This window comes from Pseudomonas sp. HS6-2 (assembly GCF_049325675.2).
Taxonomy (GTDB): domain Bacteria; phylum Pseudomonadota; class Gammaproteobacteria; order Pseudomonadales; family Pseudomonadaceae; genus Aquipseudomonas; species Aquipseudomonas putida_N.
The window spans coordinates 547,477-564,630 of sequence record NZ_CM143906.1; the positions used below are offsets into that span (position 1 = coordinate 547,477).

The window sequence follows — 17,154 nt, forward strand, 5'->3', positions numbered from 1 at the left end:
AATCTCGCCCTTTAGCCGCCACCCGCCCATGAGGCCGCTGGCGCATCTCTACCGAATGAAGAGGCTAATCCCTTGGCATTGACGATTCTTGGCCTGTCCGGCGCCCTTAGCCATGACCCTTCCGCGGCCCTGTACATTGACGGCAAACTGATTGCCGCCGCCGAAGAAGAGCGCTTCGTGCGTGACAAGCATGCGAAGAACCGCATGCCCTACGAGTCGGCGAAATTCTGCCTGGAGCAAGCCGGCATCAAGCCGTCCGACGTTGACGTGGTGGCCATTCCGTTCGCCCCGATCAGCCTGTTCGGCAAGGCCCGCTGGCACTACGCCAAGCGTTACTGGTACGCCCCGGACCGCGCCCTCGACGCGATCCTGATGGGCAACCGTCGCTACAAGCGCTACCGCAAGAAGATCGTCTGGTGCCTGGAGCAGCTGGGCTTCGACCCGAAGAAGATCAAGATCGAACCGGTCGAGCATCACCTGGCCCACGCTTCCAGCGCCTACCACTGCTCGGGCTTCAAGGAAAAGACCGCGATCCTCGGCATCGACGGCAAGGGTGAGTACGCCACCACTTTCTTCGGCTACGGCGAAAACGGCAAGATCCACAAGATCAAGGAATTCTTCGACCCGGACTCGCTGGGTGGCCTGTACGGCGCAATCACCGAATTCCTCGGTTTCGAGATGCTCGACGGCGAGTTCAAGGTCATGGGCATGGCGCCGTACGGCGACGCCAGCAAGTACGACTTCTCCCGCCTGGCCAGCTTCGAGAACGGCGAACTGGTGATCAACACCGAGTACGCCAACGTCATCGGCCTGCGCCGCCATAAAGAGAAGGGCAAGGGCTTCTACTTCTCGCCGAAGCTGATCGAATGGCTGGGCCCCAAGCGCGAAGGCGACATCGCCGACGAGCCGTACATCCACTACGCGGCCAGCATGCAGGCGTTGTTCGAGAAGATCGCCCTGCAGATGATTGACCATTATCTGGGCGACACCCTGCGTGAAACCGGCAAGCTGGCCTTCGCCGGCGGCTGTGCGCTGAACGTCAAGCTCAACCAGAAGATCATCGCCCGTCCTGACGTCAAGGAACTGTTCGTCCAGCCGGCTTCCGGCGACGCCGGTACCGCCGTCGGTGCCGCAGCCTACGTTTCCCACGCCCGTGGCGTGCCGGTCGAGAAGATGGAACACGTCTACCTTGGCCCGTCGTACTCCAACGAAGACGTGATCGCCGCCTGCGCCCGTCACCCGAACGCGCCGAAATGGCGCAAGCTTGACGACATGCCGCAGCGCATCGCCAGGATCATGGTCGAGGGCAACCCGGTGGCCTGGTTCCAAGGTCGCATGGAGTTCGGCCCGCGTGCCCTGGGTGGTCGTTCGATCATCGGCTGCCCGAGCGTGCCGGGCGTGGCCAACCGTATCAACGAGCAGATCAAGTTCCGCGAACGCTGGAGACCTTTCTGCCCGTCGATGCTCGACACTGTCGCTCCGCAGATGATCAAGGTCGACCACCCGGCGCCGTTCATGACCTTCACCTTCGAAGTGGCTGAAGAGTGGAAGACTCGTGTGCCGGAAGTGGTCCACGAAGACGGTACCTCGCGTGCCCAGGTGCTCAAGCGCGAGTACAACCCGCGCTACTACGACATGATGAAGGCGCTGGAAGACCTGACCGGCAACGGCGTGTCGCTGAATACCTCGCTGAACCGCCGCGGCGAGCCGATGATCTGCTCGCCGACCGATGCGCTGAACATGTTCTTCGGTTCGGACCTGCAGTACCTGATCATGGAAGACATCCTGGTCGTGAAGGACGGCGCCGCCGCCTATGACCAGCCGCTCTGAAACGCGGATCCTGCAGTTCTGCCATGGCTATGACGGGCCGTTCCTCGATTGTGCCCGTCAGTACGCCAGCCTGTTCCAGGGCAGCGGCTACAAGGTCACCACCGTGTTCCTCACTGGCGCCGCCGACCCGCAGGTTGCGGCAGGTTGTGCGTCGGACGAGGTGCTGTTTCTCGAATTCAGCTCCAAGGCCGTGCGTGGCCTGAAGCTCGGCGCGATTCGTGCCCTGCGGCGCATCGCGGCCGAACGCAATTTCAGCTTCTGCATCGCTCACCGTTTCAAGCCGATCTATGTCGCGCTGTTGGGCACCGGCTTGCCGGTGATCGGCGTGCACCATGCGTTCGGCGACTATGAGCGCAAGGGCCGGCGCCTGTTCGCCAACCTGTTCAGCAAGCGCCTGAGCCTTCTGGGCGTGTCGGATGCGGTGCGTGACGACATGCGTCGCTGCCTGCCGCAGTGGCCGGCCGAGCGTATCCAGACGCTGTACAACCGTATCGATATCGACGCCCTGCAAGCTGCCCTGGTGCCCCGTGCCGAGGCCCGTGCGGCGTTGGGCCTGGATGCCCAGGCATGGGTGGTCGGCAACGTTGGGCGCCTGCACCCTGACAAGGACCAGGCAACCTTGCTGCGTGGCTTTGCCGAGGCGCTGCCGGGCTTGCCAGCCGGCGCACGCCTGGCAATCCTGGGCAAGGGCCGCCTGGAAGCCAAGCTCAGGGCTCAGGCTGCCGAGTTGGGCATTGCCGCGCAGGTGGACTTCCTCGGCCAGGTGCCGGATGCCCGTCGCTATTTCCAGGCCTTCGATGTATTTGCCTTGAGCTCCGACCATGAGCCGTTCGGTATGGTCCTGCTCGAAGCCATGGTCGCTGGCGTGCCCGTGCTGGCCACGGCCTGTGGCGGTGCGCGTGAGGTGGTCGAGGGTGTTGGCGTGCTGTTCCCGCTGGCCGATGCAGGGCAGCTGGCGCAGGGCCTCAAGCACATGGCTACGCTGGATGAACAGCAACGTGAAGCCTGCGCCGCGCACATGCTGCGGCGCCTGCACGAGCGTTTCTCCGACCAGGCCGTGCGCGAGGCGTTCTGGCAGTTGCCACAGGTTCGTGCGCTGGTGGAGAAGGCTTGATGCTCAATCGTATCCAGGCCTTCCGCGAGCGCGGTTGGCAGGCCATCGATGCGCCAGCCTACGCCGAGGCGTGGGCGCGTTTCGGTGGCAGCGTCGCGACGCATCCGTTGGTGGTCGAGCAACTGGCTGACCTGGCACAGATTCCGGTGCGTTATCTGGGCTGGTACCAGGCGGGTGAACTGAAAGCCGCCATCCCGACCTGGGGGCGTCATCTGGCGTTGTCCAAGGACGTGCTCAAGCAAGCCGGCAAGAAGGCGCTGTTCGACCTTGGCAATGCCGAGCTCATTCTGCCAGCAGCGGCTGATGCCCACGCGCCGTTGCGCCATGCCGCACGCTATCTGTCCGAGCTGAACCAGGGCCGCTTCAGCGGCCTCAAGGTGCAGAAGGAGCAGTTGGCCATGGCCCGCGCCCATGAAGACCTGTCGAAGAAATTTCGCTACAACCAGCGCCGCGAATTGCGCCTGCTGGAAGAGGCGGGCGGCGTGGTGCGCCCGATCGACGACTTCAGCGCGCAACAGATTGCCGCCATGTATTGCGACCTGTTCCAGCGCCGCTGGGGCTTCCCGGCCACCGGTGCCGAGCGCATGGCCGATGTGCTGGAGCGCCTGCGCGAGCTGCTGATTGGCTCGGTGCTGATGCTCGACGACAAGCCCATCGCCATCCAGCTGGTGTATCGCGTCGAAGCGCCCGAGTGGATCAGCGTTGAATACATCAACGGCGGTGTCGACCCGGAAACCAAGGCCTTCAGCCCGGGTAGCGTGCTGAGCTTCCTCAATACCCAGGCGGCCTGGGAAGATGCCCGGGCGCGCAACAAACCCCTGCGCTTTTCGTTCGGCCGTGCCGACCGTGAGTACAAGGACCGCTGGTGCAACCCTGTGCCGGTATTCCAGGCGTGAGCCGCAAGCAGCAGTTGCTCAAGCGCCATCGGCGTAACAAGCGCCTGGGCTTGCTCGCCAGCCTGATGGTGCTGGTGGCGCTGGGTGTCTTTACCTGGTGGTGGCTGCCGCTGTTGCTGCTGCCGCTGCTCTGGGCCGCGCACGAAGCCTGGTTCGCCGATCACCTGTTCTATGCGCCTGGCGAGGATTACGCATACCGCTTCGGTGAACTGAGCCACGAAGCGCCGGCCATGTTGAGCGACGGGCAGCTCAAGGTGGACGCGGCGTTGCAAGGTGATGAAACCCTGGTGCTTGAAGTTCGGGTCAAAAGTGGTTGGCTGGGGCGCTTCCTCGATCCACGGGTCGAGTTGCACGGCAGCGAATGCGCGGATCGGCAAACCTTCGAGCGCGGTGTCGATGGCCTTCGCTTCCTCAACCTCACCGGTATGGCTGGGTCTTTGCAGGCTGGCACGCTGCGTCTGCGTGGGCGCCATTGCCGGCTGCAGGGTGAGCCACGCCTGTGGATAACCCCCAGCGTCGAGCTTCAGCGCCGCCGCGTGATGGTCATCGCACCGCATGCCGATGATGCCGAGCTGGCGGCTTACGGCTTGTACAGTCAGGCCGACGAGACTTGGGTGGTAACCCTGACTGCGGGTGAGATCGAGGCCGAGCACTATCAGCAGATGGGCATGGGCAAGTCGGAGGCTGCCCGCTTGAAGGGTCGCCTGCGCGCCTGGGACAGCATCGCCGTACCACGCTGGGCCGGCGTGCCCGAGTCGCGCTGCGTGCAGTTGGGGTATTTCTGCCTGCAACTACCTGCCATGCAGGCCGCCCCTGATCAGCCTGCCGCGTCCCGCGAAGCGGACATGGCCGATATTCGCCCGTTCCGCCAGTTCAACCCGTTCCCACTGCCGGGCGATCGCGATGGTGCGCCAACCTGGCACAACCTGCTGGCCGACTTGCAGGCACTGCTGGAAATGGCCAGGCCTGAAGTGCTGGTCATGCCGCATCCGCAACTTGACCCGCACCCCGACCATATCTGCGCCCAGGCGGCTGTCATGGAGGCCCTGCAGGGTCTGGCCTGGCAACCGCAGACGCTGCTGTGCTACGCAAACCACCTGCATGACAACGACCGCTGGCCAATGGGCGACAGTGGCGATGGCGTGGCTTTGCCGCCGCAATTGAGTGCCGAGCAGGCCTGGGCGCCGTGCAGTTTGCTGCTGGATGTGGAAACCCAGCGGGACAAGGCCATGGCCTTGGGCATGATGCACGACCTGCAGCCCCCTGCTCCGTTCAAGCGCCGCCTGCGTCGCTTGCTGCAGCGCTGGCTGGCGGGTCGCCGGCCGTCGCCTTACGGGGAGAACGAGTTCTTCCGCAAGGCCGTGCGCCGGCATGAGTTGTTCTGGCGGCGTGAGCTGTAAACCCGACCGCGATGGCGCAGAGCGCCCAAGGAAAGCAATGAAAGTCCTATTTCTGGTACAGAAGGAACAGCGCGCGATCCTCGATCGCCTGTACGACGGCGTCGCGGCCAACTGCGAATGCGACCTGCGCTGGCTGACCAGCGAAGACCAGCGCAACCTGCGCCGTTACTTCAAGCGTGAAGTGCAGGTTGAGCGTTATGACCGTATCGTCTTCTTCCTGCGCTTCAAGCAAGAGATCCGCCAGGCCGCCTTCATCCGCACGGTACCGAACCTGGTCATTCTCGAGCACGACGCCTACCAGAACTACATCCCTTGCAAGTACACCGGCAAGTTCAGCGCGCATTATCGCAAGCTGCCGTGGGCGCGAGTGATCAGTTCGGGCTTCATGGTCAGTGAGCGCCTTCGCCAGGAGGGCTTCGATGCGGTATTCGTGCCCAAGGGCTACGATGAGCAACTGCTGACCGACCAGGGCCGTGAGCGCGATATCGAACTGGCATTCGTCGGCAGCACCAACAGTGTTGCCTACAGCGGGCGCAAGGCGCTGCTGGACGAACTGGGGCAGGTCGAGAAGCTGGTTGTCACCCGCACCAAGTCGGGCGAGGACTACTGCAACACGCTCAACCGTATCCAGTACTTCGTCAGTGCCGACGTAGGCATGGGCGAGTACATGATCAAGAACTTCGAAGCCATGGCCTGCGGCTGCGTGTTGCTCGCCTATGACCAGGGCGAAGCAGAGAATCGCGCGCTGGGGCTGCAGGATATGCACAACGTCGTGTTCTATGGCGACATTCCGACGTTGCAGGCAAAGTTGCGTATCTTGCGCGACGATCCAGCTCTCGCACAGCAAATCGCCAGAAATGGGCGCGAACTGGCAGTGTCGCGCTTCAGTTTTGCTGCCGTTGGGAAAAGCATCGTGGAGCATATGCGCCCGGCGCTGAGGCCCCGTCCGCCGTTGTCCGCGTGGCAACGCTTGCGCCTGAAACTGGGCTTCTGATCTGAATATTCCAGCCTATGCTGGAAAAAGGGTGCTTTCCCGGCGGTACGCCGGGACAAGACCGGCATTGACGCGGTGCTTGGGCACCCCTGTCGGCATGGGATCAACTTTTTCTGTCAATGACGTTGCAGTCCCACTTGGCTTGCACGGGAGAGCGGCGCTATCGCCATGAATATTGTCAACATGATGTGGGCAGGCGGTTCTCCGTACATGTCCATCCATAAAGTTCATCAACAGGTGCTGTCGCAAGCGGGAGCCGACGCCCGCATCAGTAACTGGCTGCTGCTGGGCGGTGAGCTGTGCCATGGGCAAGGAGCCACGCGTGTATGGCACATGCCGCAGCGAGCGCTGAAGGGCAAGCATCTGTGGCGCCTTTTGCGTCCCTGGCTGCGCCTGCGCCTGCGCAGGGCGCTGCAGGCGGCGGGGGCCGAGGTGATCCTGCTCGACGGCGTTGGTGTCGCACGGCTGGTGTTGCCAGTCCTGCAACACATCCCCGAGGTGCGGGCCAAGGTGCTGTTCCATGGCATGACCCGCCTGACCGCCAGTGATGTCCAGTTGTTGAACCAGCTTCCCGCGGAGCGTTTGAGCATCGCGGCGGTCTCTCGCACCCTCGCGCAATCCCTGGAGCAAGACATTGGCCGGCCCGTGCAGACACTGCGCATGGCGTTGGACCCGCAAGCCTTCACCAGGCCGCTGCTCAGTCGTGAGCAGGCGCGCAAGGCGCTGGCACTGCCGGATACCGGTGGCCCCGTGCTCGGCGCGGTGGGCCGGCTGGTCGAAAGCAAAGGTTTCGAGATGCTTATCGAGTCATTTGCCAAGGCGACTGAGCGCCAGCCAGGTATGCGGCTGGCGATTGTCGGTGATGGCCCGCTACGCGCGAGCCTGCAGGCGCGGATCGATCGGCTGGGCCTGGCTGGTAGCGTACATCTGTGTGGGCATCATGATGACTTGCAGCAACTGTACCGAGCGTTTGACTGGCTCTTGGTGCCTTCGCGTGCCGAAGGCCTGGGGCTGGTGGTGCAAGAAGCCGTCATGGCGGATGTGCCGGTAGTCTGCAGCGACTTGCCGGTGTTCAGGGAGCAATTGCAGGCGTCGGGCTGCTACCTTCCGGTTGGCGATGTGGAAGCCTGGGCTCGGGAGATCGCGCGCTGTGATGTGCCCCGAGCGCTGGCGATGGCCGCCCGGCAGCGGCAGACGCTGGCGCCGGAGGCGGCATGGCAGGCGTTCTGCGATGGATCGCACAGCCTGCTGCGCGGTTGAGTTCAGCGCGCCAGTAAGGCTGCTTCGAAGTCGGCGAGGGGGAATCGGTCACCCAGATTCTCCCGTTCGATGTAACGCACCATGTGCTGCACGTTGCGGCGGATCATGCGGGCGGACAATGGCGGGCGCAGGAAGCGCATATCCGCTACGTCGATCAGGCCGAGGCGCTGGTCAGGAGTGACGACCACATTGCCCAGATGCAGGGAGCGGAAATAGATGCCACTGCGATGAAGGTGGCGAATGAGCTCGATCAGGCGGGGCAGGTAGTGATCCCAGCTGAAGTCGGCGTCGCGAGACATTTGCAACAAGGTGCGTCCTGGCAACGGGCGATAAAGCACCGCTGTTCTGCCCGGTACGTCGAGTTTGTGCTGGCTGATCACCTCAAGGGTAGGGATGCCCAGTTGTGCAAGGCGTGCGGCGTTGTCGACGAAGCGTTGCGAGTAGGGGCGCAGCAGCGCAGATGAAATCAGGCGCTTGCGGCGAAAGACCTTGAGGAAATTACCATCGCCAAGCAGGTAGACTTTGGCGCCATGACTGTCAGCCTCCAGTATCTGGGCACCAAGTATCAGCTGATCGAAGTCGAGCTGGGAGAGCCGGGAGCATTGCATGAGTTGAGCCTTGTCATCTGGCGAGCAAATTGACCGGCAATAATGCCGAAAATAATGCCGTAGCACCAATGCATGGTGTCGTTGATTGACCGAGGGGACCTATGGTCTACGAGAAAAACTGGGTTCAGGCCTGGTTGGGTGTTGGTTTGGTGTGGTTCTTAGGGGCGATCGCCCTGGCGCCTAGTAACAAGGTTTATCAGCAAGGTCTGGTTGTGTTTCTGTGGGTGCCCATGCTGCTGCTGGCATGGCCTGCTCGGCGGGTGCTGGTTGAAGCCTGGCGACGCCAACCGGCGCTATGGGGCAGCATTATGTTGCTGATGGTGTGGGGGCTGATCAGCCTGGCCTGGACTGCTGCCGAAGATGCCAGCCGCGAGGCCAAGCGCTTACTGTACATTTTCGTTTTCTTGCTCGCGTTCCCTGTGCTGGCACAAGCCGGCAGCGCCCGTGTTCGGCACTTGTTGCAGCTAGGAGCCGCTGCACTGGCTTTCGCCGCATTGCTGTCGATCGTGCATTTTTATGGCCTGCAGGCCATGCCTTTGACCGGGCGGCTGGCCGGTATCGGCGGTATTTCGCACCCGATTCTCGGCGCCTATGTGGTGGCCGCCGGAGCGCTGTTGCTGTTGTACCAGATGCCTCGGCAACGGCTTGCCCAACTGGGTTGGTTGCTAGCGCTCGCCTGCCTGGGGGCCTTCGTCGTGCTCAGTCAGAGTCGTGGTGCAGTGCTGTCCTTGCTGTTTACCCTGTTACTCGCGCCGCTTTGGTGTCGCGACCGGCTCAGCCGCGTGATTGCGATCATGGCGATGGTTACGTTCGGCCTGGCCATCTATTTCATGTATGACCTGCTGGCTGAACGTGGTGCGTCGTATCGCCCACAAATCTTCGAAACGGTGCTGCACATGATCACTGCTCATCCGTGGGGCGGGCTGGGCCTTGGCTCCGGTTACACGGTAAGCGCTGCAGGCCTTGAGTTCGATCACTCCCACAATATGTTCACCCACGTTGCCTTGGAACTGGGCTTGCCCGGTATGGTGCTGTGGGCCGCAGTCTGGCTGTTTGCCCTGGGTGAGATCGCACGTGCCCGGCACACCCCGATGGGCAAGATCCTGTTTGGCCTGTGGGTCTTTTCGACCATGGCGATGCAGTTCGATGCTGCAAGCCTGACGGCTACGCCGCGCGCCGAGTGGTTCGTCAGTTGGCTGCCGGTTGCTCTGGTCATGTTGTTGCCATGGGTACGTGCCGAAAATGACGCCTGTGGTAAAATTTCCGGTTCAACCTGAACAGCGAGCTCGATGATGGCCGAAACACCGCTACCGGCGGAACACAGCTCCAGCCTGAAGATCTACTTCCGGCTGCTGGGCTACGTGAAACCTTATGTCGGCATTTTCCTGCTGAGCATTGTCGGTTTTGTGATCTTTGCTTCGACCCAGCCCATGCTGGCCGGGATTCTCAAGTATTTCGTCGACGGGTTGAGCAACCCGGAAGCGGTACTGTTCCCCAATGTCCCCTACCTGCGCGACCTGCAATTGCTGCAGGCGGTGCCACTGCTGATCATCCTGATCGCGGCGTGGCAAGGCCTGGGCTCGTTCCTGGGCAACTATTTCCTGGCCAAGGTTTCCCTGTGCCTGGTGCATGACCTGCGCGTTGAGTTGTTCAACAAGTTGCTGGTGCTGCCCAACCGCTACTTCGACAACCACAACTCTGGCCATCTGATCTCGCGGATCACCTTCAACGTGACCATGGTCACCGGCGCTGCCACCGATGCGATCAAGGTCGTCATCCGTGAAGGCCTGACGGTGGTGTTCCTGTTCGGCTACCTGCTGTGGATGAACTGGCACCTGACCCTGGTGATGGTCGCCATCCTGCCGGTGATTGCGGTGATGGTCAGCGTTGCCAGCAAGAAATTCCGCAAGCAGAGCAAGAAGATCCAGTCCGCCATGGGCGACGTGACGCATGTCGCGTCCGAGACGATCCAGGGTTACCGTGTGGTCCGCAGCTTCGGCGGTGAAGCCTACGAGCAGCAGCGCTTCGGCAATGCCAGCCAAAGCAACACCGACAAGCAGCTGCATATGACCAAGACTGGTTCGCTGTACACGCCGCTGCTGCAGTTGGTTATCTACACCGCCATGGCGGCGTTGATGTTCCTAGTGCTGTTCCTGCGCGGGGAATCGACCGCCGGTGACCTGGTGGCCTACATCACGGCGGCAGGCCTGCTGCCCAAGCCGATCCGCCAGCTGTCGGAAGTCAGCTCGACCATCCAGAAGGGCCTGGCCGGTGCCGAGAGCATCTTCGAGCAGCTGGACGAGCAGCCGGAGATCGATACCGGCACTGTCGAGAAGGAGCGCGTGGAAGGCCGCCTTGAAGTGCGCAACCTGAGCTTCACCTACCCGGGCACTGAGCGCGAGGTGTTGAGCGACATCAGCTTCGTCGCCGAGCCTGGGCAGATGATCGCCCTGGTCGGGCGGTCGGGCAGCGGCAAGTCGACCCTGGCGGCGTTGATCCCGCGCTTCTACCACCACGACCAGGGGCAGATCCTGCTCGATGGCGTGGAGATCGAGAACTATCGCCTGCGCAACCTGCGTCGCCATGTTTCGCAGGTGACCCAGCATGTCACACTGTTCAACGACACCGTGGCCAACAACATCGCCTATGGCGATCTGGCGGGCGCGCCGCGTGCCGATATCGAAGCGGCAGCCGCAGATGCCTATGCCAAGGAGTTTGTCGACCGCCTGCCAAAAGGCTTCGATACCGAAGTCGGTGAGAACGGCGTGCTGCTCTCCGGTGGCCAGCGCCAGCGCCTGGCGATTGCCCGGGCACTGCTGAAGAATGCGCCGCTGCTGATCCTCGATGAAGCCACTTCGGCGCTGGATACCGAGTCCGAGCGGCATATCCAGGCGGCCTTGGACCATGTCATGGAGGGCCGTACCACGCTGGTGATCGCCCACCGCCTGTCGACCATCGAAAAGGCCGATCTGATCCTGGTGATGGACCAGGGCCGCCTGGTCGAGCGCGGTACGCACGCCGAACTGCTTGCGGCTAATGGCCATTATGCCCGCCTGCATGCCATGGGCCTGGATGAGCCGGCCAAGGCCGATATCACCTGACCCGCCTTGATCGGGGCCGCATCGGCCCCGATTGTCACGGGAATTTTCCAGGGTGTATCTGGCCGTAAAGCCGTCGCCTACCCTGTGCTAATATCCTGCCCCTGTTCATTATTTCCATATGGGTTGCCCATGAAGTTGTCCATGCCGCGTTTCGATCAAGCCCCGGTACTGGTGGTCGGCGATGTCATGCTCGACCGCTACTGGCATGGCGGTACTTCGCGTATCTCGCCTGAAGCGCCAGTGCCGGTGGTCAAGGTCGATCAGATCGAGGATCGCCCCGGCGGCGCGGCCAACGTTGCCTTGAACATCGCCGCCCTTGGCGCGCCAGCCTCGCTGATCGGTGTCACCGGCCAGGACGAGGCCGCCGACAGCCTGGCCAACAGCCTGCAGGCCGCTGGCGTGCGTTCGGTGTTCCAGCGCATCGCGCACCAGCCGACCATCGTCAAGCTGCGGGTCATGAGCCGTCACCAGCAATTGCTGCGCATCGATTTCGAAGAGCCGTTCGCCACCGACCCGCTGTCGCTGGGGGCGGAAGTCGACACGTTGCTCGAAGGCGTAAAGGTCCTGGTCCTGTCCGACTACGGCAAGGGCGCGCTGAAGAACCACCAGAGCCTGATCCAGGCCGCACGTGCCAAGGGCATTCCAGTGCTGGCCGATCCCAAGGGCAAGGACTTTTCCATCTACCGTGGCGCCAGCCTGATTACCCCGAACCTCAGCGAGTTCGAGACCATTGTCGGCCGTTGCGCCGATGAGGCCGAACTGGTCGCCAAGGGGCTGCAACTGCTGCAGGACCTGGATCTCGGTGCGCTGCTGGTGACTCGCGGCGAGCACGGCATGACCCTGCTGCGCACCGGCCAGCCGGCGCTGCACCTGCCAGCCCGGGCGCGCGAAGTGTTCGATGTGACCGGTGCAGGCGATACCGTGATTTCGACCCTGGCGGCTGCCATTGCCGCAGGCGAAGACCTGCCGCACGCCGTGGCCCTGGCCAACCTGGCTGCGGGCATCGTGGTCGGCAAGCTGGGTACCGCGGCCATCAGTGCCCCGGAACTGCGCCGGGCGATCCAGCGTGAGGAAGGCTCCGAGCGTGGCGTGCTGGGCTTGGAGCAACTGCTGCTGGCCATCGACGATGCACGGGCACACAAAGAAAAGATCGTCTTCACCAACGGCTGCTTCGATATCCTGCATGCCGGGCATGTCACCTACCTGGAGCAGGCGCGGGCACAGGGCGATCGCCTGATCGTCGCGGTCAATGACGACGCGTCGGTCAGCCGCCTCAAGGGGCCGGGCCGTCCGATCAACAGCGTTGACCGGCGCATGGCCGTGCTGGCCGGCCTGGGCGCGGTGGACTGGGTGATCAGCTTCCCTGAAGGAACGCCGGAAAACCTGCTGAGCCAGGTCAAGCCGGACGTGCTGGTCAAAGGCGGGGACTATGGTATCGACCAGGTGGTAGGTGCCGATATCGTCAAGGGCTATGGCGGCACCGTGAAGGTGCTGGGGCTGGTCGAAAACAGCTCGACCACAGCCATCGTCGAGAAGATCCGCAAGAACTGATCGATTGCCGGGGCCGCAAAGCGGCCCCAGCTTGTTACTTGTGAAGTGAAGTCCGGGCCCGTTCCAGCAGCGCCCGCGCCTTGTCACCAAAGCGCTGCAGGTGCGAAGCCGGCGCCACGTTGCGCTCCACCAGCCCCTGCTGCTTCACCCAGTCCTTCCAGCGAATCCGCTCATCGGCCACCACCCAGCCTTCCTGCCGGGCAAAGCTCTCGGCCAGGTACAGGCCACGGGTACTGGCCGGCACCAGCTCATCTTTCTTCAACGTGTACAGCTCGGCCAACGGCTGCCCATCCTGTACCGGCATCAGGTACAGGTCAGGTCGCTTGCGGTTGAGCCGCGCCACCAGTTGGTCACCTTCCAGCCGCTCATCGACATGGAACAAGCTGAGCTTCTTGGCTTCCCTCGGCACCTGCAGGCGCATGTCGTAGATCAGCTGCAGCGAAGCCGTTGGCAAGTGGACATAAGCCCGTGGCCGCTCCAGCAGCATCAGGTTGCCGCAGTGCACCGGGCGGGCAGCACCCGACTGCGGCGTAAGTACGAAGGGCAAGGCTTCGCGGTAATGCAATGCGGCGGCATAGGGGGCTGGCAGCCAGGTGTCATTGAAACGCCCGCTTAACCAGCCTTCCGGGGTCTCCAGCAGGCATTCTTCAGCTACTTCCTGAACGGCGGTGTGCAGCGGCAGGTTGAGTTCCTGGGCGGGGACATAGCCGGAAATCAGTTTCAGGACCACGTCGCCGCGGTCCTGGCGGCGCTGCCTCACCAGCACCCAGTAATCACGGTGCTGCCAGTGCAGGGTCAGGCGTACGGAAACACCCAGGTTGGCCAGTTCGACCACGAAGCGCTGCTTGTCAGCCAGCTGGATCGCGCGCCGGCGCTGCTGGGTCTGAGCGAAGTTCAGGGGCATGCCGATGCTCTGGTAGACCAGGCCTTCAGCGGTGGCTTCGACATGCAGCGGCAGTGTCTTGAAGTTGCTCGGGTTCTTGCGGATCAGCGTACGCGCCACGAGGCTCCTCCTTGCGTCGGGTCAGTCTCCAGGCCCATCTTGGTTGGGTGACAACTCAATGCTGGCCCAGGATGCGGGCGACGGTGGCCACGTTGTGGGCCAGGTGCAATGGATTGATGGTGCCGACAATAGCACTGCTCACCCCGGGGTGGGCGAACAGCAACTCGAAGCTGGCTTGCACCGGATCGACCCCAGGGGCAAGACAGATATGCCCGCTGGCCAACGCCTTCTTCACCAGAATGGCCTTGCCGTGTTCGGCAGCGTAGTCCAGCACTGCGCGTTCTGCCTGCTCGTTGAGGTTGTAGGTGACCATGGCGCAATCGCCTTGCTCCAGCGCTTTCAGGCCGCCGGCAACGGTCTTGCCGGAAAGGCCATAGCCGAGAATCTTGCCTTCCTGCTTGAGTGCGGCCAGGGTCTGGTAGACCTCTTGCTGTTCGAGGATTGCCAGGTCATTGCCATCGGAGTGCACCAGCACCAGCTCGATGCGGTCAGTTTCCAGGCGGCGCAGGCTGCGCTCCACCGAGCGGCGGGTGTGGGCAGCGCTGAAGTCGAAACTGGACTGGCCGTCTTCGAATTCTTCACCCACCTTGCTGACAATCACCCACTCATCACGCTGGCCGCGCAGCAGCGGACCCAGGCGTTCTTCGCTGCGGCCATAGGCCGGGGCGGTGTCGATCAGGTTGATACCCAGTTCGCGGGCTTGGGCCAGCAGCAGGCGAGCTTCGTCATCGCCGGGGATGGTGAAGCCATTGGGGTATTTGACGCCTTGATCGCGGCCAAGCTTGACCGTGCCCAGGCCCAGCGGCGAGACCTTGAAACCGGTGCTGCCCAACGGGCGGTGCAAGCCATGCAAGGTGGGCAAGGTCATGGCAGCAGTTGCTCCCAGGCCGGTACACCCAGGGCCGGGCGCGGCAGGCCGGAAAGGTCGCTCTGCGCGGAAGGGCGAACGCTATCGCGCTCGAGGCTGGCCAGTACGCGGTCACTGAAGTCCGGTGCCAGCGCCAGTTTGGTCGGCCAGCCTACCAGCAGTCGTTGTTGTTCGGCGAGGAAGGCATTGTCGGGGCGTACCAGTCCGGACTGCGCGGGCTCGGCGCGATCGACGCGCAGGGTCGCCCAGCGCACCTGGCCTTGGTCGACCCAAGGCAGCAGGCTGGCGATTTCCTTCTGCGCTGCGGCAATCTGCGCGGCAGGTTCGCGGGCTACACCGTCGGCTTCGGCGATATCGCCGCCGAGGTACCAGACCCACTGGCCGTCTGCGGCCGGGTGGGTGGTGACGGTTACACGCGGCTTCGGCCCACCGCCCAGGCAGTGCGCATAAAGCGGCTTGAGGTTTGGCCCTTTGGCCAGGACCATGTGCAACGGGCGGGTCTGCATGGCAGGTTGCTTGAGGCCCAAGGCATGCAGCAGGTCTTCGGTGCCAGCGCCGGCGCTGAGCACGATGCGCTGGGCGCGGATTTCACGGCCGTCGACGCGCAGGCCGACCAGTTCGTCGCCCTCGCGCAGCGGTTCGATCTGTTCGCCAGCGAGCAGGCTGTCACCGGCCAGTTCGGCCAGGTTGGCCAGCAGGCTGGGCACATCGATCACCAGCTCCGCCAGGCGATAGACTTTGCCCTTGAAGCCGCGGTCTTGCAGGGCCGGTGGCAATTGCTCGCCCTTTACCTGATCGACCCGGCCACGCACTGCCTTGCTGGCGAAGAAGCTGGTCAAGTTGCCGGCCAGGGTGCCTGGCGACCACAGGTAATGGGCATCGGAAAGCAGGCGGGTGCGGGTCAGGTCCAGTTCGCCGCTGCCATCGATCGCTTCGCGCCAGCGTCGCGGCATGTCGGCGATGGCTTCCGAGGCGCCGGTCAGGGCGCCGTGCAGGGCGTACTTGGTACCGCCATGGATGATGCCTTGGGACTTGATGGTCTGCTCGCCACCGAGGGTGGCGCGCTCGACCAGCACTGTCGAGTAACCCAGGCGACGCAGGCGAGCATTGAGCCAGAGGCCTGCGACCCCGGCGCCGACGATCAGTACGTCAGTGGTAATGGCGGTTGGCATGGCGGTACCTCGAAGACTGGGACAGCTGGCAAGTATACAGGCTGCCTCAGTGCCCGGCAGTTTTGGAAAACAGCTGAATCACAACCACGCCGCCCACGATCATGGCCATGCCCAGCATCGCCGGTACATCCAGCTTCTGCCCATAGACCACCAGCGCCGCCACGCTGATCAGCACGATGCCAAGGCCCGACCAGATCGCATAGGCGATGCCTACCGGAATGCTGCGCACCACCAGGGTCAGCATCCAGAACGCGATCCCGTAGCCGACCACCATCAGCAGCAACGGCAACGGCGTGCTCAGCCCCTTTACCGCCTTCATGGAGGCAGTGGCGATGACTTCGGCGCAGATGGCGATGGCGAGATAGGTATAGGCATTCATGACGGGATCCTCCGGTAACTGGCTCGGCATTCTAGCGATTGCCCGGATGCGGTAAAGTCATTACCTATCCGAACGGGAGATGGGTTGATGGCCGATCAATGGAACCTTGAACAACTGCGCACTTTCCTGCGGGTCGCCGAATTGCGCTCGTTTTCCGCCGTGGCCCGCGAACAGCGCAAGGCACAGTCGGCCATAAGCAATGCCATCGCCCTGCTTGAAACCGACCTCGGTGTCACGTTGTTCGAGCGCAGCAGCGGGCGCCAACCCAAACTGACTGAAAACGGTACGGCGTTGCTCGAAGATGCCCGCGAGCTCTTGCGCCAGTGCGAACGCCTGGATGGTCGTGCCCGGGCCTTGATGCGCGGCCAGGAAGCCTTGCTGAGGGTGGCTCAGGACGAAGCGATGCCTTACCAGCCTGTGATCGACAGCCTCGACGAACTGGCTAGCCGTTACCCTTATCTGGAGGTGCAACTGGCCAGTGGTGCCCAGGGGGATGTAGCGCGCAAGCTGGCCGAACGACGCGCCGACCTGGGGCTGTTTTTCCACCACGAAAGCATCCCGGCATCACTGGAGCGCCGTGCGTTGGGCAGTGTGGAAATGGTAACGGTCTGCGCGATTGAGCATCCGCTTGCGCATGAAGGCCGGGTGACCCGCCAGCAGCTGGCCCGCCATCGGCAATTGCTGATCACCCCGCAACAAAGCGGCTACCCTGGCGGCGAGGCAATCAGCCCGCAAGTCTGGCGTGCCGACAGCTTCTACGCCATGGCCGAACTGCTGATGCGCGGCCTGGGCTGGGCCTGGCTGCCGCGGCATGTGGTGCAATACCCGACCTACCAGGCGCACATGGTCGAGCTCGACAGCGAATGGCGCCCGCCCGCGCTGGTGGCCGAACTGGCCTGGCGCCGTGATGAACCACTGGGCCCAGCTGCGCAGTGGCTGGCCGAGCGCTTTGCGGTGCACCTGCGTGCGATCGGGTAA

Annotated in this window: 15 protein-coding genes; 10 read left to right on the forward strand and 5 right to left on the reverse strand. The window is 63.2% G+C overall.

Annotated elements, in window-relative coordinates:
- Positions 1 to 72 precede the first annotated feature (72 nt).
- From ACOKS3_RS02465 to ACOKS3_RS02490, 6 genes are all read left to right on the forward strand, one after another.
- A complete protein-coding gene (locus tag ACOKS3_RS02465) occupies positions 73 to 1,830 on the forward strand; it encodes a carbamoyltransferase family protein (RefSeq protein ID WP_103445937.1) in 1,758 nt (585 codons plus the stop codon).
- Positions 1,814 to 2,944 (forward strand): glycosyltransferase, encoded by a 1,131-nt coding sequence (locus ACOKS3_RS02470; RefSeq protein WP_103445936.1) that lies wholly within the window; start codon positions 1,814 to 1,816, stop codon positions 2,942 to 2,944. The genes ACOKS3_RS02465 and ACOKS3_RS02470 overlap by 17 nt, the downstream gene beginning before the upstream one ends.
- Positions 2,944 to 3,840, forward strand: a complete 897-nt coding sequence (locus tag ACOKS3_RS02475) for an antimicrobial resistance protein Mig-14 (RefSeq protein ID WP_103445935.1) — start codon at positions 2,944 to 2,946, stop codon at positions 3,838 to 3,840. Before ACOKS3_RS02470 ends, ACOKS3_RS02475 begins: the two co-directional genes overlap by 1 nt.
- On the forward strand, positions 3,837 to 5,240 hold the full coding sequence (locus ACOKS3_RS02480) for a PIG-L deacetylase family protein (protein WP_422763808.1): 1,404 nt from the start codon (positions 3,837 to 3,839) through the stop codon (positions 5,238 to 5,240). Before ACOKS3_RS02475 ends, ACOKS3_RS02480 begins: the two co-directional genes overlap by 4 nt.
- Positions 5,241 to 5,277: 37 nt before the next feature.
- Positions 5,278 to 6,234, forward strand: coding sequence for a glycosyltransferase (locus ACOKS3_RS02485; RefSeq protein WP_103445933.1), 957 nt, complete (start codon positions 5,278 to 5,280; stop codon positions 6,232 to 6,234).
- Positions 6,235 to 6,402: 168 nt separating this feature from the next.
- Positions 6,403 to 7,494, forward strand: coding sequence for a glycosyltransferase (locus tag ACOKS3_RS02490; protein ID WP_422763780.1), 1,092 nt, complete (start codon positions 6,403 to 6,405; stop codon positions 7,492 to 7,494).
- 2 nt (positions 7,495 to 7,496) lie between these two features.
- Here ACOKS3_RS02490 and ACOKS3_RS02495 read toward each other — a convergent pair whose 3' ends face one another.
- Positions 7,497 to 8,102, reverse strand: coding sequence for a BUD32 family EKC/KEOPS complex subunit (locus ACOKS3_RS02495; protein ID WP_103445931.1), 606 nt, complete (start codon positions 8,100 to 8,102; stop codon positions 7,497 to 7,499).
- A gap of 101 nt (positions 8,103 to 8,203) precedes the next feature.
- Here ACOKS3_RS02495 and ACOKS3_RS02500 point away from each other — a divergent pair, with 101 nt between their 5' ends.
- From ACOKS3_RS02500 to hldE, 3 genes are all read left to right on the forward strand, one after another.
- The gene (locus tag ACOKS3_RS02500) at positions 8,204 to 9,379 is read left to right on the forward strand and encodes an O-antigen ligase family protein (protein WP_422763779.1); all 1,176 of its coding nucleotides are present in this window, start codon (positions 8,204 to 8,206) and stop codon (positions 9,377 to 9,379) included.
- 15 nt (positions 9,380 to 9,394) lie between these two features.
- The gene (msbA, locus tag ACOKS3_RS02505) at positions 9,395 to 11,203 is read left to right on the forward strand and encodes a lipid A export permease/ATP-binding protein MsbA (RefSeq protein WP_103446236.1); all 1,809 of its coding nucleotides are present in this window, start codon (positions 9,395 to 9,397) and stop codon (positions 11,201 to 11,203) included.
- 129 nt (positions 11,204 to 11,332) lie between these two features.
- Positions 11,333 to 12,754 carry a bifunctional D-glycero-beta-D-manno-heptose-7-phosphate kinase/D-glycero-beta-D-manno-heptose 1-phosphate adenylyltransferase HldE gene (hldE, locus tag ACOKS3_RS02510; protein WP_103445929.1) on the forward strand — a complete coding sequence of 474 codons (1,422 nt, stop codon included), beginning with the start codon at positions 11,333 to 11,335 and terminating at the stop codon, positions 12,752 to 12,754.
- A 34-nt stretch (positions 12,755 to 12,788) separates the two neighbouring features.
- On the opposite strand, the gene ACOKS3_RS02515 is transcribed toward hldE, so the two are convergent.
- From ACOKS3_RS02515 to ACOKS3_RS02530, 4 genes are read right to left on the reverse strand one after another with little or no spacing between them, the layout of a single operon-like run.
- Complete coding sequence (locus tag ACOKS3_RS02515) at positions 12,789 to 13,757, reverse strand: metal ABC transporter ATPase (RefSeq protein ID WP_103445928.1); 969 nt, start codon at positions 13,755 to 13,757, stop codon at positions 12,789 to 12,791.
- Positions 13,758 to 13,812: 55 nt separating this feature from the next.
- A complete protein-coding gene (locus ACOKS3_RS02520; protein ID WP_103445927.1) occupies positions 13,813 to 14,625 on the reverse strand; it encodes an aldo/keto reductase in 813 nt (270 codons plus the stop codon).
- Positions 14,622 to 15,797, reverse strand: a complete 1,176-nt coding sequence (locus ACOKS3_RS02525) for an NAD(P)/FAD-dependent oxidoreductase (RefSeq protein WP_103445926.1) — start codon at positions 15,795 to 15,797, stop codon at positions 14,622 to 14,624. The genes ACOKS3_RS02520 and ACOKS3_RS02525 overlap by 4 nt, the downstream gene beginning before the upstream one ends.
- Before the next feature lie 46 nt (positions 15,798 to 15,843).
- A complete protein-coding gene (locus ACOKS3_RS02530) occupies positions 15,844 to 16,176 on the reverse strand; it encodes a DMT family transporter (RefSeq protein ID WP_054887895.1) in 333 nt (110 codons plus the stop codon).
- An 87-nt stretch (positions 16,177 to 16,263) separates the two neighbouring features.
- Between ACOKS3_RS02530 and ACOKS3_RS02535 the strand changes: the two genes are divergently transcribed.
- Positions 16,264 to 17,154 (forward strand): LysR family transcriptional regulator, encoded by an 891-nt coding sequence (locus ACOKS3_RS02535; protein WP_103445925.1) that lies wholly within the window; start codon positions 16,264 to 16,266, stop codon positions 17,152 to 17,154.